At 72.7% G+C, this 24,279-nt stretch carries 17 protein-coding genes; 13 read left to right on the forward strand and 4 right to left on the reverse strand.

Annotation, left to right across the window (positions count from 1 at the left end; all coding sequences use genetic code 11):
* Positions 1 to 208 precede the first annotated feature (208 nt).
* From ACIQ8B_RS16710 to ACIQ8B_RS16730, 5 genes are all read left to right on the forward strand, one after another.
* Entirely contained in the window at positions 209 to 2,455 is a 2,247-nt protein-coding gene (locus tag ACIQ8B_RS16710; RefSeq protein WP_403547549.1) for an MMPL family transporter, read from the forward strand.
* A complete protein-coding gene (locus ACIQ8B_RS16715) occupies positions 2,433 to 3,002 on the forward strand; it encodes a GNAT family N-acetyltransferase (RefSeq protein ID WP_290006770.1) in 570 nt (189 codons plus the stop codon). Before ACIQ8B_RS16710 ends, ACIQ8B_RS16715 begins: the two co-directional genes overlap by 23 nt.
* Before the next feature lie 592 nt (positions 3,003 to 3,594).
* On the forward strand, positions 3,595 to 3,771 hold the full coding sequence (locus tag ACIQ8B_RS16720; RefSeq protein ID WP_403547551.1) for a hypothetical protein: 177 nt from the start codon (positions 3,595 to 3,597) through the stop codon (positions 3,769 to 3,771).
* Between the two features lie 152 nt (positions 3,772 to 3,923).
* Positions 3,924 to 7,103 (forward strand): AAA family ATPase, encoded by a 3,180-nt coding sequence (locus ACIQ8B_RS16725; protein WP_403547553.1) that lies wholly within the window; start codon positions 3,924 to 3,926, stop codon positions 7,101 to 7,103.
* Complete coding sequence (locus tag ACIQ8B_RS16730) at positions 7,051 to 7,269, forward strand: DUF6191 domain-containing protein (protein ID WP_106412299.1); 219 nt, start codon at positions 7,051 to 7,053, stop codon at positions 7,267 to 7,269. Before ACIQ8B_RS16725 ends, ACIQ8B_RS16730 begins: the two co-directional genes overlap by 53 nt.
* Before the next feature lie 7 nt (positions 7,270 to 7,276).
* Here the strand turns inward: ACIQ8B_RS16730 and ACIQ8B_RS16735 are convergent, their stop codons facing one another.
* Both ACIQ8B_RS16735 and ACIQ8B_RS16740 read right to left on the reverse strand, forming a co-directional pair.
* Entirely contained in the window at positions 7,277 to 8,437 is a 1,161-nt protein-coding gene (locus ACIQ8B_RS16735; RefSeq protein ID WP_403547555.1) for a PQQ-dependent sugar dehydrogenase, read from the reverse strand.
* A 156-nt stretch (positions 8,438 to 8,593) separates the two neighbouring features.
* Positions 8,594 to 9,592, reverse strand: a complete 999-nt coding sequence (locus ACIQ8B_RS16740; RefSeq protein ID WP_106412297.1) for an aldo/keto reductase — start codon at positions 9,590 to 9,592, stop codon at positions 8,594 to 8,596.
* A 75-nt stretch (positions 9,593 to 9,667) separates the two neighbouring features.
* Between ACIQ8B_RS16740 and ACIQ8B_RS16745 the strand changes: the two genes are divergently transcribed.
* From ACIQ8B_RS16745 to serA, 6 genes are all read left to right on the forward strand, one after another.
* Positions 9,668 to 10,618, forward strand: coding sequence for a 2-hydroxyacid dehydrogenase (locus ACIQ8B_RS16745; protein ID WP_403547557.1), 951 nt, complete (start codon positions 9,668 to 9,670; stop codon positions 10,616 to 10,618).
* Between the two features lie 403 nt (positions 10,619 to 11,021).
* A complete protein-coding gene (locus ACIQ8B_RS16750; protein ID WP_403547559.1) occupies positions 11,022 to 14,051 on the forward strand; it encodes an EAL domain-containing protein in 3,030 nt (1,009 codons plus the stop codon).
* A 231-nt stretch (positions 14,052 to 14,282) separates the two neighbouring features.
* Positions 14,283 to 16,127 carry an acetolactate synthase large subunit gene (locus ACIQ8B_RS16755; protein ID WP_403547561.1) on the forward strand — a complete coding sequence of 615 codons (1,845 nt, stop codon included), beginning with the start codon at positions 14,283 to 14,285 and terminating at the stop codon, positions 16,125 to 16,127.
* Positions 16,128 to 16,148: 21 nt separating this feature from the next.
* Positions 16,149 to 16,673, forward strand: a complete 525-nt coding sequence (ilvN, locus tag ACIQ8B_RS16760; protein WP_019524397.1) for an acetolactate synthase small subunit — start codon at positions 16,149 to 16,151, stop codon at positions 16,671 to 16,673.
* Positions 16,674 to 16,790: 117 nt separating this feature from the next.
* Positions 16,791 to 17,789, forward strand: coding sequence for a ketol-acid reductoisomerase (gene ilvC, locus ACIQ8B_RS16765; RefSeq protein WP_403547564.1), 999 nt, complete (start codon positions 16,791 to 16,793; stop codon positions 17,787 to 17,789).
* Between the two features lie 266 nt (positions 17,790 to 18,055).
* The gene (gene serA, locus ACIQ8B_RS16770; RefSeq protein ID WP_290006752.1) at positions 18,056 to 19,657 is read left to right on the forward strand and encodes a phosphoglycerate dehydrogenase; all 1,602 of its coding nucleotides are present in this window, start codon (positions 18,056 to 18,058) and stop codon (positions 19,655 to 19,657) included.
* A gap of 52 nt (positions 19,658 to 19,709) precedes the next feature.
* On the opposite strand, the gene ACIQ8B_RS16775 is transcribed toward serA, so the two are convergent.
* A complete protein-coding gene (locus ACIQ8B_RS16775) occupies positions 19,710 to 21,257 on the reverse strand; it encodes an MFS transporter (protein ID WP_403547566.1) in 1,548 nt (515 codons plus the stop codon).
* An 84-nt stretch (positions 21,258 to 21,341) separates the two neighbouring features.
* Between ACIQ8B_RS16775 and ACIQ8B_RS16780 the strand changes: the two genes are divergently transcribed.
* A complete protein-coding gene (locus ACIQ8B_RS16780) occupies positions 21,342 to 21,968 on the forward strand; it encodes a TetR/AcrR family transcriptional regulator (RefSeq protein ID WP_290006750.1) in 627 nt (208 codons plus the stop codon).
* On the opposite strand, the gene ACIQ8B_RS16785 is transcribed toward ACIQ8B_RS16780, so the two are convergent.
* The gene (locus ACIQ8B_RS16785) at positions 21,949 to 23,187 is read right to left on the reverse strand and encodes a PucR family transcriptional regulator (protein ID WP_403547568.1); all 1,239 of its coding nucleotides are present in this window, start codon (positions 23,185 to 23,187) and stop codon (positions 21,949 to 21,951) included. The two genes, ACIQ8B_RS16780 and ACIQ8B_RS16785, sit on opposite strands and share 20 nt — an antisense overlap.
* A gap of 138 nt (positions 23,188 to 23,325) precedes the next feature.
* Here ACIQ8B_RS16785 and ACIQ8B_RS16790 point away from each other — a divergent pair, with 138 nt between their 5' ends.
* Positions 23,326 to 24,252 carry a proline dehydrogenase family protein gene (locus ACIQ8B_RS16790; protein WP_106412288.1) on the forward strand — a complete coding sequence of 309 codons (927 nt, stop codon included), beginning with the start codon at positions 23,326 to 23,328 and terminating at the stop codon, positions 24,250 to 24,252.
* The last annotated feature ends 27 nt before the right edge of the window (positions 24,253 to 24,279 follow it).

The raw sequence follows: 24,279 nt of genomic DNA on the forward strand, positions 1-24,279 counted from the left end.
CGACCCGCGCACCCGCCGTGACCGGCCCGCACACCCGCTCCGAACGGCCCGGAAAAGAAATGTGAGTTAGTACACGAAAGCGACAAACGATCATTTTTGCCTGTAACAGTGGCAGGGCATTGCTCATGCGTTCTTTGCGGGCTGTTCGATCGTTCGTCGGCGGTACCCGGTCAAAGATCCACTCCGAGCCGTCACCGGGAGCACGTCTGTGGCAGCCCTAGCACGTTGGTGCGTCCAACGCCGTCTCTTCACCGTTCTGCTGTGGCTGCTCGCGCTCACCGGGATCGCGGCGAGCGCCTTCGTCGCCGGCTCCGCCTACTCGAACGACTACGACGTGCCCGGCACCGAGTCGGGGCACGCCGCCGAGCTGCTGAAGGACGGCTTCCCCGGCATGGGGGGCGACAGCGACACCGTGGTCTGGCACACGTCGTCCGGCACCGTCCGGGACAGCGGCGTCGAGCAGACCATGACCCGCACCCTCGACCGGCTCGAGGACCTGCCCGGCGTCGCCTCCGTCAGCGGCCCGTACGACGACGGGGGCGCCGGACGCATCAGCGCCGACGGCCGCACCGCCTACGCCACCGTGACCTTCCAGCACTCCGGCGCGGACATCACCACCGGTGAGGCCGAGGCCGTGGTCGAGACGGCCAAGGCCGCGGAGACCGACGGGCTCGACGTCGAGCTGGGCGGCAGCGCCGTCGAGCTGAGCGAGGCGCCCGGCGGGCACACCGCCGAGATCGTCGGCGTGGCCGTCGCCGCCGTCGTGCTGTTCCTCGCCTTCGGCTCCCTCGCCGCCTCCCTGCTGCCCATCGCCACCGCGCTGGTGAGCGTCGGCACCGCCTACGCGGGCATCGTGCTGCTCGGCCATGTGATGACCGTCGCGGACTTCGCGCCGATGCTCGGCCTGCTGATCGGGCTCGGCGTGGGCATCGACTACGCGCTGTTCATCGTCACCCGGCACCGGCGCGGACTGAAGCGCGGCCTGAGCGTCACCGAGGCCGCCACCAACGCCGTCGCCACCACCGGGCGGGCGGTCGTGTTCGCGGGTGCGACCGTCTGCATCGCCCTGCTGGGCATGCTGATCCTCCGCCTGAACTTCCTCAACGGCGTCGCCGTGGCCGCCTCGCTCACCGTGCTGCTCACCGTCGCCGCCTCCGTCACCCTGCTGCCCGCCCTGCTGTCCCTGATCGGCATGCGGGCGCTGAGCCGCCGGGAGCGGCGCCGGCTCGCCGAGCACGGGCCGGAGCCGGAGGTGCCCACCGGGTTCGCCGCCCGCTGGTCGGCGTTCGTGGAGCGCCACCCCAAGCTGCTCGGCGCGGTCGCCGTCGTCGTCATGGCCGTCCTGGCCCTGCCCACCTTCTCGCTCCACCTGGGCACCTCCGACCAGGGCAACGACCCGAAGACTTCCACCACCCGCCAGGCCTACGACCTTCTCGCCGACGGCTTCGGGCCGGGCGTGAACGGGCCGCTCACCCTGGTCACCGAGGTCGACGACGCCCAGGACCGGCTCGCCCTGGACAACCTGGGCGCCACCCTGCGCACCACCGAGGGCGTCGTCTCCGCGTCGCCGGTGACGTACAGCCAGGGCGGCGACACCGCCTTCCTCACCGTCGTACCGGACTCGTCCCCGCAGTCGGAGCGGACCAGCGACCTGGTGGACCGGCTGCGCGAGGACGTGCTGCCCCGCGCCGAGTCGGGCACGTCGCTCGACGTGCACGTCGGGGGCGTGACGGCCGGCTACGACGACTTCGCCTCCGTCATCGTCGACAAGCTCCCCCTGTTCGTCGGCGTCGTGATCGGCCTCGGCTGTCTGCTGCTGCTCCTCGCCTTCCGCTCGATCGGCATCCCGCTCAAGGCCGCCGCGATGAACGTGGCCGCGGTCGCCGGCGCGTTCGGCGTGGTCGTCATGATCTTCCAGTGGGGCTGGGGGAGCGACCTGCTCGGTCTCGGCAGCGCCGGTCCCATCGAGCCCTTCCTGCCCGTGATCATGGTGTCGGTGCTCTTCGGTCTGTCCATGGACTACCAGGTCTTCCTGGTGAGCCGGATGTACGAGGAGTGGCTGGAGACCGGCGACAACCGGCGGGCCGTCCGCGTCGGCCTCGCCGAGACCAGCCGCGTGATCAACTCCGCCGCCGTGATCATGATCTCGGTCTTCCTCGCCTTCGTGCTCAGCGGCGACCGCGTGATCGCCATGTTCGGCATCGCCCTCGCCGCGGCCGTCGCCCTCGACGCCTTCGTGCTGCGCACGCTGCTCGTGCCCGCGCTGATGCACCTCCTCGGCGGCGCCAACTGGTGGCTGCCGACGTGGCTGGACCGGATCCTGCCCCGGATCAGCATCGAGCCGCCCGACCGCCGTCCCGGCCATGAGAGGCTGGCCGCCGTCACGGACGCCGAGGTGGCGGACGTGCTGGCGAAGGAGGAGCGGCAGCGGGATGTACGCGATACGACTGGGTGACGACGGCGCCGAGATGCGCCCCCTGGAGATCTGGCACGCCGAGGAATTCCTCGCCCATCTCGACCGGGGCCGTGAGTTCATCAACCGGTACGTCCCCTTCGGCTCCCGCGCCACCGACCTGGACACGGCGCGTGAGGCGCTCCAGCGGTACGCCGACCTGCGCGCCGCCGACACGGCCTCGCTGCACGGGCTGTGGCTCGACGGCAAGCTCGTCGGCGGGGTCCTCACCCTGAACCTCGACGCGGCGGCCGGCACCTGCGAGGTCGGCTGCTGGCTGGAGCCCGCCGCCACCGGACGCGGACTCGTCACCCGCGCCATGCGCGTGCTGATCGACTGGGCCGTCGAGGAGCGCGGGATCCACCGCGTCGAATGGGTCGCCGCGTCCGGCAACACCGGCAGCATCGCCGTCGCCCGCCGGCTCGGCATGACCCGCGACGGCGTCCGCCGCGAGGCCCACCTGCACCACGGCGTACGGCACGACCTGGAGGTCTGGTCCGTCCTGGCCCCCGAGTGGCGCGCCCGCGACCAGCAGCCCGACGGGCGTTGAACGGAACCCCGGACGGACTCCGTACGGTGCGGAACACGGCTGAGAAGACGGCGGAACACGGCGGAGAAGACAGCGGAACACGGCGGAGAAGCCAGAGGGCGAAACCGGAACCGCGACCGCGCGACCCTCGCGGAGCCCGACGAGCGGACGGCGGAGCAGGGGCGGGAAGCCGCCGCGAAGAAGCGCGCCGACCGCGGCCGGGCCCCCGCACGGGGCCGGACAGGGCGCGGCCGCCGTCGTCTGTGCGGCGCCCGGCACGGTCTTCCTCACCCGCAGCCGGCCGGGCGCGGCGGCCGCCGCGCGCGAAACCCTGGCGGATCACATCCGTCGCCCGGGGTGGCGTCACCCCGGGGTGATCGGACCGCTGCCGACGGTGCTCACGTACACGGGCGTGCCGCCGGGACCGCCCTCGGCCTCCTGAGGGGGGTTTTAGACGCCGTCTCAGCGGCTTGCCGCCCACCGCGCACGACTTCTGAGGCATCACCGCCCGTGAAGATACGGAACTCTCCCGATGTGACCCGCCCGCCTCGGAGACGAAGGTGGAGGCATCGCAGAAAGCGATACCGGCACCCGATCCGAGGGGGAACCCGCCATGTCCGAGCACGAGCTGTACCGGCTTCGCCACGACGACCTGGTCCGCCGGGCCGCGGAGGAGCGCCGGGTCCGCGAGGCGATGCGGGCCCGCCGCGCCGCCCGCCACGTGTCCGGCGCACGCGGCGGCGCCGAGAGCCATACCTGGCGGCGGTCCCGGTCGGCCCGGACCGCATGAGCACCGCACCGGGGCGGTGGCCGCACGGAAGCGGCCGCCGCCCGTCGTCGGGTCCGGACAGCCGGTGGAGGCACACGGGACACGGAGGAGGCGGTGGCGTGCCGGCGCGCCGGGAGAGGAGAAGCGCTGCGCCGTCGTCGGACGCGCATGCGATGCTCGGAGGCGTGGAGACCAAGTCCGTCAGCCCCGTGTTCGTCGGCCGCACCGCCGAACTCGCCGTTCTGAACGACGCGTTCGACCGGGCCGGCGCCGGGGAGCCGCAGGCGTTGCTGATCGGCGGCGAGGCAGGGGTGGGCAAGACCCGTCTCGTGGAGGAGTTCGCCGCCGCCGTCCGGGACCGGGGCGGGACCGTCGCCCTCGGCGGATGCGTGGAGATCGGCGCCGACGGCCTGCCCTTCGCCCCCTTCTCCACCGCCCTGCGCCAGCTCCGACGGGAACTGCCCGGCCGGCTCGCGGCCGCCGCCTCCGGGCAGGAGGAGGAACTGGCCCGGCTGCTGCCCGAACTCGCCACCGCCGCCGCCCGCGAGGCCCGCCGCGACGAGCAGGGCATGGCCCGCCTCTTCGAGCTCACCGCCCGCCTGCTGGAACGGGTCGCCGCCGAGCACACCGTCGTCCTCGTCCTGGAGGACCTGCACTGGGCCGACGCCTCCACCCGCCATCTGCTCGCCTACCTCTTCCGCACCCTGCGCACCGGCCGCCTCGTCGTCCTCGCCACCTACCGCTCCGACGACATCCACCGCCGCCACCCGCTGCGCCCCCTCCTCGCCGAACTCGACCGGCTGCGCACCGTCCGGCGCGTCGAACTGCGCCGCTTCACCCGCGAGGAGGTGCACCGGCAGATCGCCGGCATCCTCGACCGCGAACCCGAACCGGACCGCGTCGACGACATCTTCGAACGCTCCGACGGCAACGCCTTCTTCGTCGAGGAACTCGCCGTCGCCGCCGACGAGGGCTGCCGCACCGGCCTCACCGACTCCCTGCGCGACCTGCTCCTGGTCAGGGTCGAGAACCTGCCGGAGAGCGCCCAGCGGGTCGTCCGGAGCGTCGCCGAGGGCGGCTCCACCGTCGAGGACCGGCTGCTCGCCGCCGTCGCCGGACTCGGCGAGGACGACCTCATCGAGGCCCTGCGCGCGGCCGTCAACGCCGGCATCCTCACCCCCGCCCCCGACCGCGACGGCTACCGCTTCCGGCACTCCCTGGTCCGCGAGGCCGTCAGCGACGACCTGCTGCCCGGCGAACGCTCCCGCCTCCACCGCCGCTTCGCCGAAGCTCTGGAGGCCGACCCCGCCCTCGTCCCCGCCGACGAGCGGACCACCCGGCTGGCCAGCTACTGGTACCACGCCCACGACGCCGCCAAGGCGCTGCCCGCCGTCCTCGACGCCTCCGCCGAGGCCCGCGCACGCCACGCCTACGCCGAGCAACTGCGCCTGCTGGAGCGGGCGATGGAGCTGTGGGACGCCGTCCCCGACGCCGTGCGCGCCGGACTGCGCCCGCTCGACCACGCCGAGGCCTACCCGTCCCCCGACTGCGGGGACCCCGGCGACGACCCCGGGACACGCCCGCTGCGCTACCTCGACCTGCTGGCCGAGGCCGCCGTCGCCGGCCGCCTCTGCGGCGAACGCGAACGCTCCCTGAAGCTCACCAAGCGGGCGCTGCGCCTCCTCGACGAGGACCCCGACCCGCTGCGCGCCGCCTGGTTCTGGGTGCAGCGCTCCCGGCTCGCCCAGGCCCTCGCCCGCGGTGACGGCCGGGACGAGCTGGGCACCGCGCAGGAACTGGTGCGCGGACTGCCGCCCTCCGAGGTGCACGCCGAGGTGCTCGCCTCCGCCGCCAGCTGGTCGATGCTGCACGAACCCGGACCCGACGCCATGGCCGCCGCGGAACGCGCCGTCGAGTACGCCCGCATGGTCGGCGCCCACGACATCGAGCTCAACGCCCGGCTCACCCTCGGCGGCCTCATGGTCGACGCCGGCGACATCGAGGCCGGGCTCGCCGAGATGCACGAGGTGAAGGACCGGGCGGCCGAGCTGGGCGTCGACATGGTGCTGGCGCGCGCCTTCGTCAACCTGCCCTCCGTGCTCGAAGGGGTCGGCCGCTCCGAGGAGGCCGTACGGCTCCTCGAGGAGGGCGTCCGGGTCACCCGGCGGCTCGGTCTGCTGGACTACCAGGGGTGGGTGTGGGGCAACCTCGCCGAGTCCCTGCTGTCCGTCGGGCGCTGGGAGGAGGCCGCCCTTGCCGCGGCCGACGCACAGCGGACCGAGCAGAGCGCCAAGCCGCGGGCCGGCGGCTCGATACGCCTGGCCCACCTCGCCTTCCTGCGGGGCGACACCGCCGAAGCGGCCCGCTGCCTCGCCGAGGCCCGCGCCCACTTCGGCACCCACGACCCGATGCCCCAGTACGCCCTCCCCATGCAGTGGGTCGCCCTCCGCCTCGCCGCCGCCGAAGGCCGCACGGAGGAGGCCCGCGCCGGACTGTCCGCCGCCCTCGACGCCGGCTTCCCGCCCGGCACCCAGCGCTACGGCTGGCCCCTGCTGCTCGCCGCCACCACCGCCGAGGCCGACCGGTACGGCGACCCGGCGGCCGAACCGGGCCGTCCGGAGATCCTCGACCGGATCCGCCGGGCGGCGAAGACCCTGGCCACCGGTGTGCCCCTGTGGAAGGCCCACGACGAGTGGCTGCGCGCCGAGCTGCTGCGCGCCGAGGGCCGGACCGAGCCGGACGCGTGGTCCGCGGTCGTGGCGGCGCTGGAGCCCCTGGGACGGCCCCACGACCTCGCCTGCGCCCGCCTCCGGCTCGCCGAGGCGCTGCTGGCCGCCGGCGGGGGCGAGGACGAGCGGGCCCGCGCCACCGGACTGCTGCGCCTCGTCGATGCCGTCGCCTCCCACCTGGGCGCGGCGCCGCTGGCCCGGGACGCCGCGCTGCTGGCCCGGCGCGGCCGCCTGGCGCTCACGCCCGCCCCGCGCGAGGAGGCGCCCCCGGCGCCCGCCGACCCGGCCGAGGCACTGGGCCTGACCAGCAGGGAGCGGGACGTGCTGCGCCTGGTGGCAGCCGGGCACACCAACCGCCGGATCGCCGAGGCGCTGTTCATCTCGCCGAAGACGGCCAGCGTCCACGTGTCGAACATCCTCGCCAAGCTGGGCGTCTCCGGGCGCGGCGAGGCGGCGGCGGTGGCCCACCGGCTGGGGCTGTTCCCCGACGGAACCGCGCATCCCGCCACCGCGCGACAATCGATCCAGGACACAAGCGGCCCGGCGCCCGCGGCCCTGGGAAAGGGGAACGATGTTCAACGCCTTCGAGGAACTGTTCTCCCCCGGGCGCAAACACACCCATGACGAGCAGAAACGCCTGGAACTGTCCCGGGAGGACGTCGGCGACGCCGACCCCGGACGCGGGCCGATAGACCTCGCGTCCGGAAAGGTCACCGTCCGCCGGGCGGCCCCGGCCGACGAGGAAACGGACGACACGGGGGACGCCCCGGACGCCCCCGCGGGGGACTGAGCACCGGCTAGCGGACCCGCAGCTCCAGGACGCGGTCGTCGTCCTTCTCCGGGTCGCCCCGGCCGTCCGTGTTGCTGGTCACCAGCCACAGCCGGTCGCCGCCCGCCGCGACCACGGTGCGCAGCCGGCCGTACTCGCCCTCCAGGAACGCCTGAGGGTCCGCGGAGGCCTCCGTCCCCTTGAGCGGTATGCGCCACAGCCGCTCGCCGCGCAGGCCCGCCATCCACACGGAGCCCCCGGCGTACGCGATGCCGCTGGGGGACGCCTCGTCGGTGCTCCACTGGGCGATCGGGTTGTGGAAGCCGCCCTCGTCCGCGTGGCCCTCGGCCTCCGGCCAGCCGTAGTTGCCGCCCGGCGCGACGGCGTTCAGCTCGTCCCAGGTGTTCTGGCCGAACTCCGAGGCGAGCAGCCGCTGTTCACGGTCCCAGGCCAGGCCCTGCACGTTGCGGTGGCCGTACGAGTACACGGGGGAGCCGGGGAACGGGTTGCCCGGGGCCGGGTCGCCGTCCGGGGTCATCCGCAGGATCTTGCCGCCGAGGGACTCCTTGTCCTGGGAGAGCCCCGTGTCGCCGCTCTCGCCCGTGCCCGCGTAGAGCATGCGGTCCGGGCCGAAGGCGATCCGCCCGCCGTTGTGGATCACGCCCTTGGGGATGCCCCGGAACACCGTGTCGGGCGCCCCGAGCTGCTCGCCGGCCGGCTTCCGCTCGTTGTAGAGCATCCGCACGATGCGGTTGTCGGAGGCCGAGGTGAAGTAGGCGTAGATCATGTGGTCCGAGGCGAAGTCGGGGGAGAGGGCGATGCCCAGCAGGCCGCCCTCGCCCTCGGCCGCGACCCCGGGCACCTCGCCCAGCTCGGTCTTCTTCCCCGTCGTCCCGTCGATCCGGGTGATCGTGCCCTTGTCGCGGGAGGACACCAGGAGGTCGCCGTCCCCGACCGGGGCCAGGCCCCAGGGACTGTCCAGCCCCGTCGCCACCGTCCGGACCACCGTCACCGAGCCCTTCGCGGGCGGGGTCCGCTCGGCCTTCCCGGAGGGCGAGGACGGGGCCGCGGCCGAGGGCGAGGAGGCGGCGGCGTCCTTCTCCGGCGGCGCTCCGCCGTCGGAGGAGCAGCCTGCGGTCAGCAGGAGCGCGGCGGCGGCCAGCACGGCCGTCACGGCTCGTCGTTGCACGATCTCGTCCCTTCGACGCGGCGGGTTCTGTCTGTCATACACCGCTCGCGCCTCACAGGTTCCCGCTTCGCCGGGCCCGAACCTCGCCGAGGGCCGGACCGGGCCGGACCGCCCGCCGCCGTCAGGGCCGGCCGCCCCGTGTCCCGGGCGGGGACCTCAGTCCCACGACCCCTGCGCCGGCGGCAGGCTCGCGATCTCCGCGAGATCCTCGTCCGTCAGCCGCAGATCCGCCGCCGCCGCGTTCTCCGTCACCCACCGCTCCTGCTTGGCGCCCGGCACCGGGATCACCTGGCGGCCCCGGCTCAGCACCCAGGCCAGGGCGACCTGCGCCGGGGTGACGTGCTCCCCGTGCCGGCGCGCGACCCGGCGCAGCCCCACCACGATCGGCTGGTTCGCGGCCATCATCTCGGCCGTGAACCGCGGATGCCGGGCGCGCAGGTCGTCCGCCTCGAACCCCTGGCCGGGCGTCAGCGTGCCGGTCAGGAAGCCGTTGCCCAGCGGCATCGCCGCCAGGAAGCCCACACCCCGCGCCTCGCACCACGGCAGCAGCGTCTCCAGCGCCTCCGGCGACCACACCGACAGCTCCGCCTGCACCGCGCTCACCGGGAACACCTGCTGCACGCGCTCCAGCTGCCGGATCGTCGCGTCGTGCAGCCGCGCCCCCGGCCGCCGCGACGAGCGCGCCCCGACCGCGCACAGGCCCAGCGCCCGCACCTTGCCCGCCCGCACCAGATCCGCCATCGCGCCCCAGGTCTCCTCGACCGGGACCTCAGGGTCGGCGCGGTGCAGCTGGTAGAGGTCGATCACATCGGTCTGCAGCCGCCGCAGCGACGCGTCGCAGGCCCGCCTGACGTACCCGGGGCGGCCGTTGGCCACGATGTGCTGGTCCCCCACCAGCAGTCCGACCTTCGTCGACACGAAGGCGTCGGCACGCCGCTCCTTCAACACCCGCCCGAGCAGCAGCTCGTTGGTGAACGGGCCGTACATGTCGGCGGTGTCGAGAAGGTCCGAGCCCGTGTCCAGCGCCCGGTGCACCGCCCTCAGCGACTCCTCGCCGCGCTGCCTGGACGTGCTGTAGGCCCAGCTCATCGGCATGCACCCGAGGCCCACCGCGCCCACCGAGAGCGCCGCCGCGCCGATCGTCCTGCGCTCCACCTGCTCGTGACCCTCCCTCTCCGGCCCCCCAACCTAACCTCTGCCGCTCCGGCGTCCTGAACTAGCCTCCGGGACATGACTCCTGACGTGTGGCTCCCCATTCCCCCGGACGAGATCGACGGACTCCCCGAGGGGCCGCGCTACCACTTCTGGGACGGCGGCGAGACGTACCCGGCCGACCCTGAGGCCTGCGACTTCTACGTCGTGCCGTACATGAAGGCCGCCGAGGTGTGCCTGCGTCCGCTGCCCCGGATGCGGTCCGTGCGCGTGGTGCAGACCCTGTCGGCCGGCATCGACCACGTGCAGCCCGGCCTGAAGGACCTGCCTTCGGGCGTGCGGCTGTGCAACGCGCGCGGGGTGCACGAGGCCAGCACCGCGGAGCTCACGCTCGCCCTGATCCTCGCCTCCCTGCGGGGCGTCCCCGACTTCGTGCGCGCCCAGGACCGGGGGGAGTGGCAGGGCGGCTTCCGGCCGGCGCTCGCCGACCGGACGGTGCTCATCGTCGGGTACGGCTCGATCGGCGCGGCCATCGAGGACCGGCTCACCCCGTTCGAGCTCGCGCGGGTGGCGCGCGTCGCACGCTCCGCGCGCACAACGGAGCGCGGGCCGGTGCATCCACTCACCGCGCTTCCCTCCCTGCTCCCGGAGGCGGACGTCGTCGTCCTGTCCACCCCGCTGACCGAGAGCACCCGGCATCTCGTGGACGCCGGGTTCCTGGCCCGCATGAAGGACGGCGCCCTGCTGGTGAACGTCGCCCGCGGGGCGGTCGTCGACACCAAGGCCCTGCTCACCGAGGTGGAGAGCGGGCGCATCACCGCGGCCCTCGACGTCACCGACCCCGAACCCCTTCCCGTGGACCACCCGTTGTGGCGGGCGCCGGGCGTCCTGATCACCCCGCACGTCGGCGGACCCACGTCCGCCTTCCTGCCGCGCGCGAAGCGGCTGCTGCGCGACCAGTTGCGCCGGTACATGAACCGGGAGGAGCTCGGGAACGTGATTCTGGTGACGGGAAGGGAAGACGTGTAGTCCGCTTCGAGTACCGTCCGCGACTCCCCGGGAGCGGTGGGTACTCGGCGGTTCGTTGATCGTCACGGAGCGTAGAGGGGCTATGTCCCTGAGTGACGATACTGGTGTATCGTCCCGACAGGGGCTGCGCCGTCGACCAACGGCGCGGGGGAGCGACAGGCGGACTGTGAGGGGGGCGACGGGCTATGCACGGTCGAGGGACCAGCGATCCGACGCGGCGGATGCGTCGGCGGCGACACCGGCGCACGGACACGCACAGACACGGTCAGCACATCCGGCGCGGCGACCGGACCGACGGCGCCGGCCCTCACCACCGGCCCCGGCGGACGACCGGCCGGCGGACCCGGACCCAGGTGCTCCGGGGCCCCTGGGGCGCGGCGGTGACGCGGACCGGGAGGGGCCGGTGAGCGCGCCGCCGACCCCCACTGTCGACGGAACGCTGCGTCCCGAGTCCGCCCCGCGGACCCCGCTGCCCGGCGCGCAGGCCGCCGGCCGCCGCCCCGGACCCGCCCTCCGGCTGGCGCTCGCCCTGGTCTGCGGCGCCTACGCCGTCGGCGCCGCGTTCGGCTGGGGGTCGGAGCGACTCGCTCTGATCATGGGGGACTTCGGACTGAGCGCCGCCGCCGCGGCCGCCGCCGTGTCCTGCGTGGTCTACGCCCGCAGCCGCCGCACCCGGTACCGGCCCGCCTGGCTGCTGTTCGGGCTCTCCTCGGCCATGGCGTCCCTGGGCAACCTGGTCTGGGGCTGGTACGAGGTCGTGCTGGACCGCGAGGTGCCGACCCCCAGTTACGCCGACCTGTTCTTCCTCTGCTTCGCGCCGCCCGCCATCGTCGGGCTGCTGGTGCTCGCCAAACGGCCCGTGACCAAGGCCGGATGGGTGTGCCTCGGCCTCGACGCCTGGCTGATCGGCGGCTCGCTGCTGACCCTGGCGTGGAGCCTCGCCCTCGCCCAGGCCGCCCAGGCCGAGGGACCGGGCGTCGCGCACACGGCGCTGTCCCTGGCGTACCCGCTGCTCGACATCGTCCTGGTCAGCATGGTGCTGGCGCTCCACTTCCGGCGCTCGTCGGTCAACCGCTCGGCGGTGAACACGGCGATCGGGGCGCTCGCGCTCACCGTGATGTGCGACGCCCTGTTCACCTCCCCGCTGCTGAACGCCGGCTACCGCTCCGGGCAGTTGCTCGACGCGGGCTGGTTCGCCGGGTCGCTGCTGCTGGCCTACGCCCCCTGGACCGCACCCCGCCGCGGCGGGCCCGAGCGGGAGACGCCCACACGCGTGGTTCGCGAGCACCTTCCCGGGCGGCGCCGCGCCCCGGATCACCAGCACGCGCCGCCGTCCGCCGGGGGCCCGACCCGGTACCAGCTCTCCCGGCCCGTCGCCGGATCGCTCGCCGCGCTCACCCCGTACCTCGCCGCGGCCGTGTGCACCCTGGGGATCCTCTACAACGTCCTCAACGGCCGCAGCGTCGACCGGGTCGTGCTGATCACCGGGGGCACCGTGGTGCTCGCGCTCGTCGTGCGCCAGGGCATCATGCTCCTCGACAACATCACCCTCACCCAGGAACTCGCCCAGGCGGAGAACCACTTCCGCTCCCTGGTGCAGGGGTCGAGCGACGTCATCATGATCGCCGCGCCCAGCGGCGTCCTGCGGTACGTCTCCCCGGCCGCCGCCGGGGTGTACGGCCGCCCGGCGGAGGACCTGGTCGGCACCGAACTGGCCTCCCTGATCCACCCGGAGGACCTGGGCCGCGTGGTGCACGAGGTACGCAGGTTCCTCGCCGCCGACCCGGTGGAAGAGCCCACCCTGCGCATCGAGTGCCGGTTCCGCTCCGGCGGCGGGGGCGCCTCCCGCCCGAGCGGGGCAGGGAGCGAGGAAACCTGGCTCAACGTGGAGTCGACCGTCAACCGGCACCACGGCGGCCTCATCTTCAACAGCCGGGACGTCACCGAGCGGGTCCGCCTCCAGGCCCAGCTCCAGCACAACGCGGAGCACGACCCGCTGACCGACCTGCCCAACCGCGCCCTGTTCACCCGGCGCGTGCAGCAGGCCCTCTCCGGCCGCCGCGCCTCGGACCGGGGCGCGGCCCTGCGCGGCACGGCGGTGCTCTTCATCGACCTGGACGGCTTCAAGGGCGTCAACGACACCATCGGCCACCAGGCCGGGGACGACCTGCTGGTGCAGGCCGCCCGCAGACTCCAGGACGCCGTCCGCAAGGGCGACACCGCCTCCCGGCTCGGCGGTGACGAGTTCGCGGCCCTCATCGTCGGCGACGGCGTCCGCGACCGGGACGCGCGCGAGCGGCACATCCTCGAACTGGCCGACCGCCTCAGGGTCACGCTCTCCCAGCCCTACCTCATCGACGGCAACGATGTCCGCGTCGCCGCCTCCATCGGAGTCGCCTTCGCCGAACCGGGGATCGACGCGGGCGAGCTGCTGCGCAACGCCGACCTCGCGATGTACCGGGCGAAGGCGGCCGGCAAGGGCCGGGTCGAGCTGTACCAGCCGCACATGCAGCAGGACGTCGTCCGCAGGGCGGAGCTGGCCACGCGGCTGCGGGCGGCGCTGCACCACGGCGAGTTCGCCCTGCTGCACCAGCCCGTGGTGTGCCTGGCGGACGGCCGGATCACGTCGGTGTGCGCCCAGGCGCGCTGGCGCTCCTCCCAGGGCGTGCTGTTCACGCCCGCGGAGTTCCTGCGCGTCGCCGAGGACAGCGAGAAGACCGCCGAGCTGGGCCGCTGGGTGCTGGAGGAGGCCGTCGAGCAGGCCGCCGAGCGGCACGCGACGGGCCTGCCCGTGCCGGTGACCGTGCGGCTGAGCGCGCGCCGGCTGCTGGACCGCTCGCTGCCCCTCGGATCGGTCGAGGCGCTGCTCACGCGGCACGGGCTGCCGTCCGGCTCGCTGATCGTGGAGCTGGCCGACACCGACCCCCGGGTCTCCCTCGACGAACTGGAACGCCGGCTCGCCGTGCTCAAGCGGCTCGGCGTACGGATCGCCCTCGACGGCTTCGGCAGCGGACGCGCGGCGATCACGGCCCTCAGACGACTGCCGGTCGACATGCTGAAGCTCGACCGCGGCCTGGTCGACGAGGTGGCGGAGTCCGCGCGCCTGTACAAGATCACCCACGGGCTGCTGCGGATCGCCTCCGACCTCGGTCTGCAGACCGTGGCCGACGGCGTGGACCTGCCCGAGCAGGCCGAGGCACTGCGTGCGATGGGCTGCACCCACGGGCAGGGCCTCGCCTTCTCCGGGCCGCTCGACGAGTACCGGCTGCGCCGGGCGCTGGCCGCCGGGCACTACCCGGTGCCGCACGGCCCGGCCGAGCCGGTGCTGGCGGGCGGGGGCGGTGCGCCGGTGTACTCCACGGGGGTGACGGCGGTGCTCAAGAGCGCTACGACACTCCGCTCACATCATGAGACACCCGTCCCACCCACTTGACAGTGAGTGTGCGCCAGGGGGAGGGTCAGTGCCATGCGCACCCGAATTCTCGTACTTGGACAGCGCGTCGGCTGACGCCGAGCGACGATCGCTCAGCGACCCACCACCCGGCGCGCTCCCCTCGCTTGCCTGACGGCACGAGGGGTTTTTTGTTGCACAGGCACCTGTCGAGCAGCACGCGTAACCCGCACGAACTTCGCAAAAACCCTCAGCATCGAGAAGAGAATGCCGATGACCGAGCAGGCCACCGGGGCCCCTCACCCGCAGCCGCGGCCCCGTTCCGGAGGACAGCAGTCCGTCGAGCACGTCACGGGCGCGCAGTCCCTCGTCCGCTCTCTCGAGGAGGTCGGCGCCGACACCGTGTTCGGCATTCCCGGCGGCGCGATCCTTCCGGCGTACGACCCGCTGATGGACTCCACGCGGGTGCGCCACGTCCTGGTCCGGCACGAGCAGGGCGCGGGTCACGCGGCCACGGGGTACGCGCAGGCCACCGGCAAGGTGGGCGTCTGCATGGCGACCTCCGGTCCCGGCGCCACCAACCTGGTCACGCCCATCGCCGACGCGCACATGGACTCCGTCCCGCTGGTGGCGATCACCGGCCAGGTCGCCTCCAAGGCGATCGGCACGGACGCCTTCCAGGAGGCGGACATCGTCGGCATCACCATGCCGATCACCAAGCACAACTTCCTGGTCACCCAGGCCGAGGACATCCCGCGCGTCATCGCCCAGGCGTTCCACATCGCCTCCACCGGCCGCCCCGGCCCGGTGCTGGTCGACATCGCCAAGGACGCCCTCCAGGCGAAGACCACCTTCTCCTGGCCGCCCGTCATGGACCTGCCCGGCTACCGGCCCGTCACCAAGCCGCACGCCAAGCAGATCCGCGAGGCCGCCAAGCTCATCACCACCGCGAAGCGACCGGTCCTCTACGTCGGCGGCGGGGTCGTCAAGGCCCGTGCCACCGCCGAGCTGAAGGTCCTCGCCGAGCTCACCGGAGCGCCCGTCACCACCACCCTGATGGCGCTCGGCGCGTTCCCCGACAGCCACCCGCTGCACGTGGGAATGCCGGGCATGCACGGTGCGGTCACCGCCGTCACCGCGCTGCAGAAGGCCGACCTGATCGTCGCCCTCGGAGCCCGTTTCGACGACCGCGTCACCGGCAAGCTGGACAGCTTCGCCCCGTACGCCAGGATCGTCCACGCCGACATCGACCCGGCGGAGATCGGCAAGAACCGCGCCGCCGACGTGCCGATCGTCGGCGACGCCCGCGAGGTCCTGGCCGACCTCGTCCAGGCCGTCCAGAAGGAGCACGCCGAGGGGCACCGCGGCGACTACAGCGCCTGGTGGAACGACCTCAACCGCTGGCGCGGCACCTACCCGCTGGGCTACGACCAGCCCGCGGACGGCTCGCTCTCCCCGCAGCAGGTCATCGAGCGCATCGGGCAGCTCGCGCCGGAGGGCACGATCTTCGCCGCCGGCGTCGGCCAGCACCAGATGTGGGCCGCGCACTTCATCCAGTACGACAAGCCCGCCTCCTGGCTGAACTCCGGCGGCGCCGGGACGATGGGCTACGCGGTCCCGGCCGCCATGGGCGCCAAGGCCGGCGCGCCCGGCCGCACCGTCTGGGCGATCGACGGCGACGGCTGCTTCCAGATGACCAACCAGGAGCTCACCACCTGCGCCCTGAACAACATCCCGATCAAGGTCGCCGTCATCAACAACGGCGCCCTCGGGATGGTCCGCCAGTGGCAGACCCTGTTCTACAACCAGCGGTACTCCAACACGGTCCTGCACTCCGGTCCCGACGACGTCAACCCGGAGGCGAGGGGCACCCGCGTCCCCGACTTCGTGAAGCTGTCGGAGGCCATGGGCTGCTACGCGATCCGCTGCGAGGACCCCGCGGACCTCGACAAGGTCATCGAGGAGGCGAACTCGATCAACGACCGCCCGGTCGTCGTGGACTTCATCGTCCACGAGGACGCGATGGTCTGGCCGATGGTCGCCGCCGGCACCTCCAACGACGAGATCATGGCCGCCCGGGACGTGCGCCCCGACTTCGGCGACAACGACGACGACTGAGCGAGAGAGACCGAAGAGATCATGTCCAAGCACACGCTCTCCGTCCTGGTGGAGAACACCCCCGGCATCCTGGCCCGGATCGCCGCCCTGTTCTCCCGCCGCGGCTTCAACATCGACTCGCTCGCCGTCGGCGTCACCGAGCACCCCGACATCTCCCGCATCACCATCGTGGTGAGCGTCGACGAGTTCCCGCTGGAGCAGGTCACCAAGCAGCTCAACAAGCTCGTCAACGTGCTGAAGATCGTCGAGCTCGAACCCGGGCAGGCCGTCCAGCGCGAACTCGTCCTGGTGAAGGTGCGCGCCGACAACGAGACGCGCTCCCAGATCGTCGAGATCGTCCAGCTGTTCCGCGCCAAGACCGTGGACGTCTCCCCGGAGGCCGTGACCATCGAGGCCACCGGGAGCAGCGACAAGCTGTCCGCCATGCTCCGGATGCTGGAGCCGTTCGGCATCAAGGAGCTGGTCCAGTCCGGCACCATCGCGATCGGACGCGGTGCCCGTTCGATCACGGACCGGTCGCTGCGTGCCCTGGACCGGTCGGCCTAAGACACGGAACGGGCGGCCGGGACACCGCCGGCCGCCCGTATCGCGAGACCCCCAACCTTCCCCCTCCCTCACCGTCATACGGTGGGACGCGACACCTGCACACAAGGAGAGAACCCAGTGGCCGAGCTGTTCTACGACGCCGACGCCGACCTGTCCATCATCCAGGGCCGCAAGGTCGCGGTCATCGGGTACGGCAGCCAGGGCCACGCCCACGCCCTGTCGCTGCGCGACTCCGGCGTCGACGTGCGCGTCGGTCTGCACGAGGGCTCCACGTCCAAGGCCAAGGCCGAGGAGCAGGGCCTGCGCGTGGTGACCCCGTCGGAGGCCGCCGCCGAGGCCGACGTCATCATGATCCTCGTCCCGGACCCGATCCAGTCCAAGGTCTACGAGGAGTCCATCGCCCCGAACCTGAAGGACGGCGACGCCCTGTTCTTCGGCCACGGCTTCAACATCCGCTTCGGCTTCATCAAGCCCCCGGCCGGCGTCGACGTCTGCATGGTCGCCCCGAAGGGACCGGGCCACCTGGTGCGCCGCCAGTACGAGGAGGGCCGCGGCGTCCCCTGCATCGCGGCCGTCGAGCAGGACGCCACGGGCAACGCCTTCGCGCTGGCCCTGTCGTACGCCAAGGGCATCGGCGGCACCCGGGCCGGCGTCATCAAGACCACCTTCACCGAGGAGACCGAGACCGACCTGTTCGGTGAGCAGGCCGTCCTCTGCGGTGGCGCCGCCGCGCTGGTGAAGGCGGGCTTCGAGACGCTCACCGAGGCCGGTTACCAGCCGGAGATCGCCTACTTCGAGTGCCTGCACGAGCTGAAGCTGATCGTGGACCTCATGTACGAGGGCGGCCTGGAGAAGATGCGCTGGTCGATCTCCGAGACCGCCGAGTGGGGCGACTACGTCACCGGCCCGCGGATCATCACCGACGCCACCAAGGCCGAGATGAAGAAGGTCCTCGCCGAGATCCAGGACGGCACCTTCGCCCAGACCTGGATGGACGAGTACCACGGCGGCCTGAAGAAGTACGACGAGTACAAGAAGCAGGACTCCGAGCACCTCCTGGAGACCACCGGCAAGCAGCTGCGCAAGCTGATGAGCTGGGTCGACGAGGAGGCCTGAGCCGCACGTTCCGAAGGGCCGGGGCGCCGCGCTCCGGCCCTTCGGGCGAACCAGGGGTAACGTCGGTGGCACGGCGTTGTCCATCCCGTCCGCCACGGACGGGTGATCCTTTCGAAGCGCGTAGGACGACGCCCCCGGCGCCACTACACTGCTGCACTACATACGCGTCAGGCCCACAGCGTCGTGCGTCTTCCACGCGGCTAGCACTTCTTCACCGCCTGCGGCCGTCGGGACGGCCGTCCGCATTGGGACTTGTGAGGACTCACGTGAGCTCGTACCCCGGTCAAAAAGCTACGGTACTCATCGCTGAAGAGCTGTCGCCCGCCACCGTCGACGCACTCGGTCCGGACTTCGAGATCCGGCACTGCAACGGCGCGGACCGAGCCGAACTGCTCCACGCCATCGCCGACGTGGACGCGATCCTGATCCGCTCGGCCACCAAGGTGGACGCCGAGGCGATCGCCGCGGCGAACAGGCTGAAGGTCGTCGCGCGAGCCGGCGTCGGCCTCGACAACGTCGACGTCTCCGCCGCCACCAAGGCCGGCGTGATGGTCGTCAACGCCCCCACCTCCAACATCGTCACCGCCGCCGAGCTCGCCTGCGGTCTGATCGTCGCCACCGCGCGCAACATCCCGCAGGCCAACGCCGCGCTCAAGAACGGCGAGTGGAAGCGGAGCAAGTACACGGGCGTCGAGCTCGCCGAAAAGACCCTCGGCGTCGTGGGTCTGGGGCGGATCGGCGCGCTCGTCGCGCAGCGCATGTCCGCCTTCGGCATGAGGGTGGTCGCCTACGACCCCTACGTCCAGCCCGCGCGCGCCGCGCAGATGGGCGTCAAGGTGCTGTCGCTGGACGAGCTGCTCGAGGTCTCCGACTTCATCACCGTCCACCTGCCGAAGACCCCCGAGACGCTGGGCCTGATCGGCGACGAGGCGCTGCGCAAGGTCAAGCCGACCGTGCGCGTCATCAACGCCGCGCGCGGCGGCATCGTCGACGAGGAGGCGCTGCACTCGGCGCTCAAGGAGGGCCGCGTCGCCGGCGCCGGCCTCGACGTGTACGCCAAGGAGCCGTGCACCGACTCCCCGCTCTTCGAGTTCGACCAGGTCGTCTGCACCCCGCACCTCGGCGCCTCCACCGACGAGGCCCAGGAGAAGGCCGGCATCGCCGTCGCCCGCTCGGTGCGCCTCGCCCTCGCCGGTGAACTGGTCCCCGACGCGGTGAACGTGCAGGGCGGTGTCATCGCCGAGGACGTCAAGCCGGGCCTGCCGCTCGCCGAGCGCCTCGGCCGGATCTTCACCGCGCTGGCCGGCGAGGTCGCGGTCCGCCTCGACGTCGAGGTGTACGGCGAGATCACCCAGCACGACGTGAAGGTGCTGGAACTCTCCGCCCTCAAGGGCGTCTTCGAGGACGTCGTCGACGAGACCGTCTCCTACGTCAACGCCCCGCTGTTCGCCCAGGAGCGCGGTGTCGAGGTGCGGCTGACCACCAGCTCGGAGTCGGCCGACCACCGCAACGTGGTCACGGTGCGCGGCACCCTCGCGGACGGCGAGGAGATCTCGGTCTCCGGCACGCTGGCCGGCCCCAAGCACGTCCAGAAGATCGTCGCGGTCGGCGAGTACGACGTCGACCTCGCGCTCGCCGACCACATGGTCGTCCTGCGCTACGAGGACCGCCCGGGTGTCGTCGGCACCGTCGGCCGCATCCTCGGCGAGGCGGGCATCAACATCGCCGGCATGCAGGTCGCCCGTGCGACGGTCGGCGGCGAGGCGCTCGCCGTGCTGACCGTCGACGACACGGTGTCCACCGCGGTGCTGGGCGAGCTGGCCGCGGAGATCGGCGCCACCTCCGCCCGCTCCGTCAACCTGGCCTGAGAGTCCGGGGGCTCCGCCCCCGGCGCCCCGTTCGCCCCGAACGGGCTCGTCCTCACACGCCGGACGGGCTGAGTGTGTCAGCCTGTCCGGCGTCTTCCGTGGGCTCTTCCGGACGCACCCGCACCCGGCGCAGCGTCACCGACGTCAGGACCGCCGCTCCGGCGAACACCGCGGCGCCCGCGATCGCCGCCGCGTTCATCCCCTGGGTGAAGGCCTCCCGGGCCGCCGCCGCGAGGGCGTCTCCCGCCTGCCCCGGAAGCCGCTCGGCGACGGCGAGCGCGCCGCCCAGCGTCTCCTGGGCCGCCGCCGGAGCGGAGTCCGGCATCCCGCCCCGGTACACGGCGGTGCCGATGGAGCCGAGGAACGCCATGCCCAGCGCCCCGCCGAACTCGGTGCCGGTCTCCATCAGGGAGGAGGCGGAGCCCGCCCGTTCCACCGGAGCGGCGCCCAGCGCGAGGTCCATGATCTGGGACATCACCGCGGTGACGCCCATGGCGAGCACACCGCAGGCGACCAGGACGAGCACCAGGTCGTCCGTGTCCACGGAGGCCAGCAGCGCGTAACCGCACACGGCGGTGGCGAAGCCCGCCGTCACCACGTGGGCGCGGTTGACGCCCTTCTGCACCAGATGGGCCGCGAAGGGGGCCGCGAAGCCGATGGGAACCGACGGCAGCAGGGCCCACAGGGCCGCCTCCAGAGCGCTCTTGTCGAGCACCGACTGGATGTACTGGCTGGTGAAGAACGCCGAGCCCATCATCCCGAACATGGTGACCAGATTGAGGGCGGCGGCCGGGCCGAAGCCGCGACCGCGGAACAGGGCCGGAGGGATCATCGGGGAGGCGGCCGTCCGCTGCCGGTGCACGAACAGGGCCGCGAAGAGCAGGCCGACGGTGACCGACACGACGTACCGCGCGTTCCAGCCCTCGGACGGGATCTCCTTCAGGCCGTAGATGACCGGCAGCACGGCGGCCATGGACAGCGGGACGCTCGGCCAGTCGAAGCGGCCCGGATCGGGGTCCTTGGACTCCGGCAGCAGGAGCGGGCCGAGGACCAGCAGCAGGGCCATCGCCGGCAGGTTCACCAGGAAGACCGAGCCCCACCAGAAGAACTCCACCAGCAGACCGCTCAGCACCGAGCCGAGCGCCACGCCCGCCGTCATCACGGCGGACCAGATCGCGATCGCCTTCGCCCGCTGCGCGGGATCCAGGAAGAGCGAGCGGAGCAGGGCCAGCGTGGAGGGCATCAGGGTGGCGCCGCCGATGCCGAGCAGCGCGCGGGCCGCGATCAGGGTCTCGGCGCTGTGCGCGTACGCCGCCACCAGGGAGGCGGCGCCGAACGCGACGGCGCCGATCAGCAGCAGCCTGCGACGGCCGATCCGGTCGCCCACCGAGCCCATGGTGATCAGGAGGCCGGCCACGGCGAAGGCGTAGATGTCGAAGATCCACAGTTGCTGCGTACCGCTCGGACGCAGGTCCGCGCTGATCTCCGGGACCGCGAAGTAGAGCACGGAGACGTCCATCGAGACCAGCATCAGCGGAAGCATCAGCACAACGAGGGCGGTCCACTCACGGCGGCCCGCCCGGTTCGGGTTCGGTGTCATGACGCCGACTGTACGCACGTCTTATACATTCGTCTAGAACGCTTGTGTAATACGTCCGTATGGGCAGCGGGGTAGGCTGCGGCCATGGGACACCGTGAGGATCTGCTCGAGGGGGCCAAGCGCTGCCTGCTCGCCAAGGGGTTCGTGCGCACGACGGCGCGGGACGTCGTCAAGGAGTCCGGCACCAACCTCGCGTCCATCGGTTACCACTACGGCTCCAAGGACGCGCTGCTCGCGCAGGCCTACATCTCCCTCCTGGAGGGCATGGGCGACGCCTTCGACGGCGACGGGACGGTGGACGAGGCCGCGCCGGGCTCACTGGAGCGGTTCGAGCGGGTGTGGGCGAACATCACCGCCACCATGAAGGACCCCGGTTCGGTGTGGCGGCTCAGCATGGAGGTGCTGGCCTTCGGCGACCGGCTGCCCGAGGTGCGCGAGCATCTGGTCGCGGCCCAGCGGGAAGCGGGGCGCGGGCTGGTGCCGCTGCTGATGGGCGGCCGGGAGGAGGACGTGTCCGACGAGACCGCCGACACCTTGGGCGCCTTCTACGTGACACTGATGACGGGCCTCATCGCCCAGTGGACCTTCGACCCCGGCAGCGCCCCCGACGCCGAGCGGCTCACCGCGGGCCTGCGCCAGGTGGTCGAGGCGGCCACGGGCAGGGCGCCCGCGGCCGCCACCGGCGACACGTCTACAGACGGTGCGCCTTGAGCGCCATGTGCAGCAGCAGGCGGTCCTCGCCGTCGTCCAGGTCGAGGCCGGTGAGCCGCTCGATCCGGGACAGCCGGTAGTACAGCGTCTGGCGGTGGATGCCCAGCTCCGCCGCCGTGCGCCCGGCCTGGCCCGCGCGGTCGAGGTACGCCTCGGCGGTGCGGGCCAGTTCCGTGTGCGCGGGGGAGAGCAGCGGACCGACGGCGGGGTCGTGGGCGGCGCCGGGCGGCAGCGCGGTCAGCAGGCGGTACGGGCCGATCGACGCCCAGTGGGCCACCGGTCCGAGGCGCGGCTCGGCCAGCGCCGCCCGCGCCGACGCCGACGCCTCGTCCCAGGCCGTGCCGAGGCCGGCGAGGCCCGTGCGGGACGCGGCGATCCCCGCGGCCACCGGGAGCCGGCCGGCCCGGCCCGCCGTACCGCCGTCCCGGGCCCGCTCCAGCAGCCGGCCGGCCGCGGTCGTCGCCGGCGTCAGTACGTCGGCGGAGCGCAGCCGCAGCAGCAGCGCGAGGGACACGGACGCGGCCCCCCAGGGCAGGGTGCACAGCGCCGTCGCGCCCGGCACCGTGCGGACCGAGGGGGCGTCGTCGGGGTCGGCCGACGGCCAGGGGGCGACGCACACCACCGTGTGCGGCCCCTCCGCGCGGCTGCCGAGGGCGGTGCGCAGCTCGGCGACCGCCATGTCCCGCTGCCAGTCCCGCTCCGCCGTCAGCACCGCCCGCAGCTCACGGGTGAGGTCCGCGCCGTGCTGCGCCTCGTCGGCGAGCAGCGCGCCGATCCGCGCCGTGACCCGCATGGCCGCGTCGAGCTGCTCCGGCGTGGGCCCGGGCTCGTCCTCCAGCAGCCAGACGTAGCCGAGCGCCACCCCCCGATGGCGTACCGGCAGGCAGACGCGCCCCCGGTGCACGCCCGCCTCCGGGGTGCGCGGGATGCGGACCGGGCCGGTCGCGCGGGTGATGCCGAAGCCCTCGAACCAGGCGCGGACGGCCGGTGTGGAGCGCCGGGTCAGGATCGAGCGGGCGCGCACCGGGTCCAGCGCGGACGGGTCCAGATCGCCCTCGCTGTCGTACGCGCCGAAGGCGATCAGCTCGAAGTCGCGGTTCTCCAGGGTCGCCGGAGCGCCGAGGAGCTCCGAGATCTCGTCCACCAGCTCCTGGTAGTCGTCCCTGTGTTCCGGCGTCACCCGGGCATTCTGCCGCAGGAACCGGAGTCCTTCATACATCTGTCTGAGATCTTGCCCAGGGATGCGTGACGTCTGTCGATGGCCCAGGATCGGGGTCATCCTTAAGTTTCACGGTGGTTCTCCGTGCCGTGCCCGAATGGTCGGGTGGCGGCCTCATGCAGCTTGTGGAGGTGCCCCGTGCTGGGTCCCGTGATTCTCGCCGCGTCGCGCAGCGACCGGATGCGACGCCTGATCTCGGCGGCCCCGGTGACCAAGCAGGTCGTCGACCGCTTCATCCCCGGCGAGACCGTGGACGAGGTCCTGCCCATCGTCCAGGAGCTCACCGGCAACGGCCTGGAACTCACCATGGACGTCGTAGGCGAGGACATCACCACCCCCGAGCAGGCCGAGGCCGCCCGTGACGCCTACCTGGAGCTGATCGACCGGCTGAAGCCGCTGGAGCTCGGCCCGCGCGCCGAGATGTCGGTGAAGCTGTCGATGTTCGGGCAGGCGCTGCCCGGCGGGCACGAACTGGCCCTCGCCAACGTCCGCCCGGTCGTCGAGGCCGCCGCCGAGATCGGCACCACGGTCACCCTGGACGCGGAGGACCACACCACCCTCGACTCGATGTTCGCCATCCACGAGGAGCTGCGGAAGGACGTCCCGCAGACCGGCTGCGTCATCCAGGCCTACCTCTTCCGGACCGAGGAGGACGCGCGCCGGCTCGCCGCCGCGGGCAGTCGCGTACGGTTGGTGAAGGGCGCCTACAAGGAGCCCGCCGAGGTCGCCTACCAGCAGAAGCACGAGATCGACAAGGCGTACGTGCGCATCCTGCGGACGCTGATGGAGGGCGAGGGCTACCCGATGATCGGGTCCCACGACCCGCGCCTGATCGCCATCGCCCAGGAACTGGCCCGCACCGCCGGACGCAAGCTCGACGAGTACGAGTTCCAGATGCTCTACGGCATCCGCGGGGACGAACACCTGCGGCTCGCCGCCGAGGGCCACCGCATGCGCGTCTACACGGCCTACGGCACCGACTGGTACGGCTACTTCATGCGGCGTCTGGCGGAGAAGCCGGCCAACCTCCGGTTCTTCGCCCGCAGCATGATCACCAAGGGCTGACACCACACCGCTCAGATAAGGAGTTAC

Origin of the sequence: Streptomyces sp. NPDC096105 (assembly GCF_044763335.1) — a bacterium.
Lineage (GTDB): Bacteria > Actinomycetota > Actinomycetes > Streptomycetales > Streptomycetaceae > Streptomyces.

Excerpts from the sequence above, each read along its gene's own strand:
- ACIQ8B_RS16785 (WP_403547568.1), bottom strand. The coding sequence starts at position 23,187 with ATGTATGAAGGACTCCGGTTCCTGCGGCAGAATGCCCGGGTGACGCCG.
- ACIQ8B_RS16720 (WP_403547551.1), top strand. The coding sequence starts at position 3,595 with ATGTCCGAGCACGAGCTGTACCGGCTTCGCCACGACGACCTGGTCCGC.
- ACIQ8B_RS16775 (WP_403547566.1), bottom strand. The coding sequence starts at position 21,257 with ATGACACCGAACCCGAACCGGGCGGGCCGCCGTGAGTGGACCGCCCTC.
- ACIQ8B_RS16725 (WP_403547553.1), top strand. The coding sequence starts at position 3,924 with ATGCTCGGAGGCGTGGAGACCAAGTCCGTCAGCCCCGTGTTCGTCGGC.
- ACIQ8B_RS16780 (WP_290006750.1), top strand. The coding sequence starts at position 21,342 with ATGGGACACCGTGAGGATCTGCTCGAGGGGGCCAAGCGCTGCCTGCTC.
- ACIQ8B_RS16755 (WP_403547561.1), top strand. The coding sequence starts at position 14,283 with ATGACCGAGCAGGCCACCGGGGCCCCTCACCCGCAGCCGCGGCCCCGT.
- ilvN (WP_019524397.1), top strand. The coding sequence starts at position 16,149 with ATGTCCAAGCACACGCTCTCCGTCCTGGTGGAGAACACCCCCGGCATC.
- ACIQ8B_RS16745 (WP_403547557.1), top strand. The coding sequence starts at position 9,668 with ATGACTCCTGACGTGTGGCTCCCCATTCCCCCGGACGAGATCGACGGA.
- ACIQ8B_RS16730 (WP_106412299.1), top strand. The coding sequence starts at position 7,051 with ATGTTCAACGCCTTCGAGGAACTGTTCTCCCCCGGGCGCAAACACACC.
- ACIQ8B_RS16715 (WP_290006770.1), top strand. The coding sequence starts at position 2,433 with ATGTACGCGATACGACTGGGTGACGACGGCGCCGAGATGCGCCCCCTG.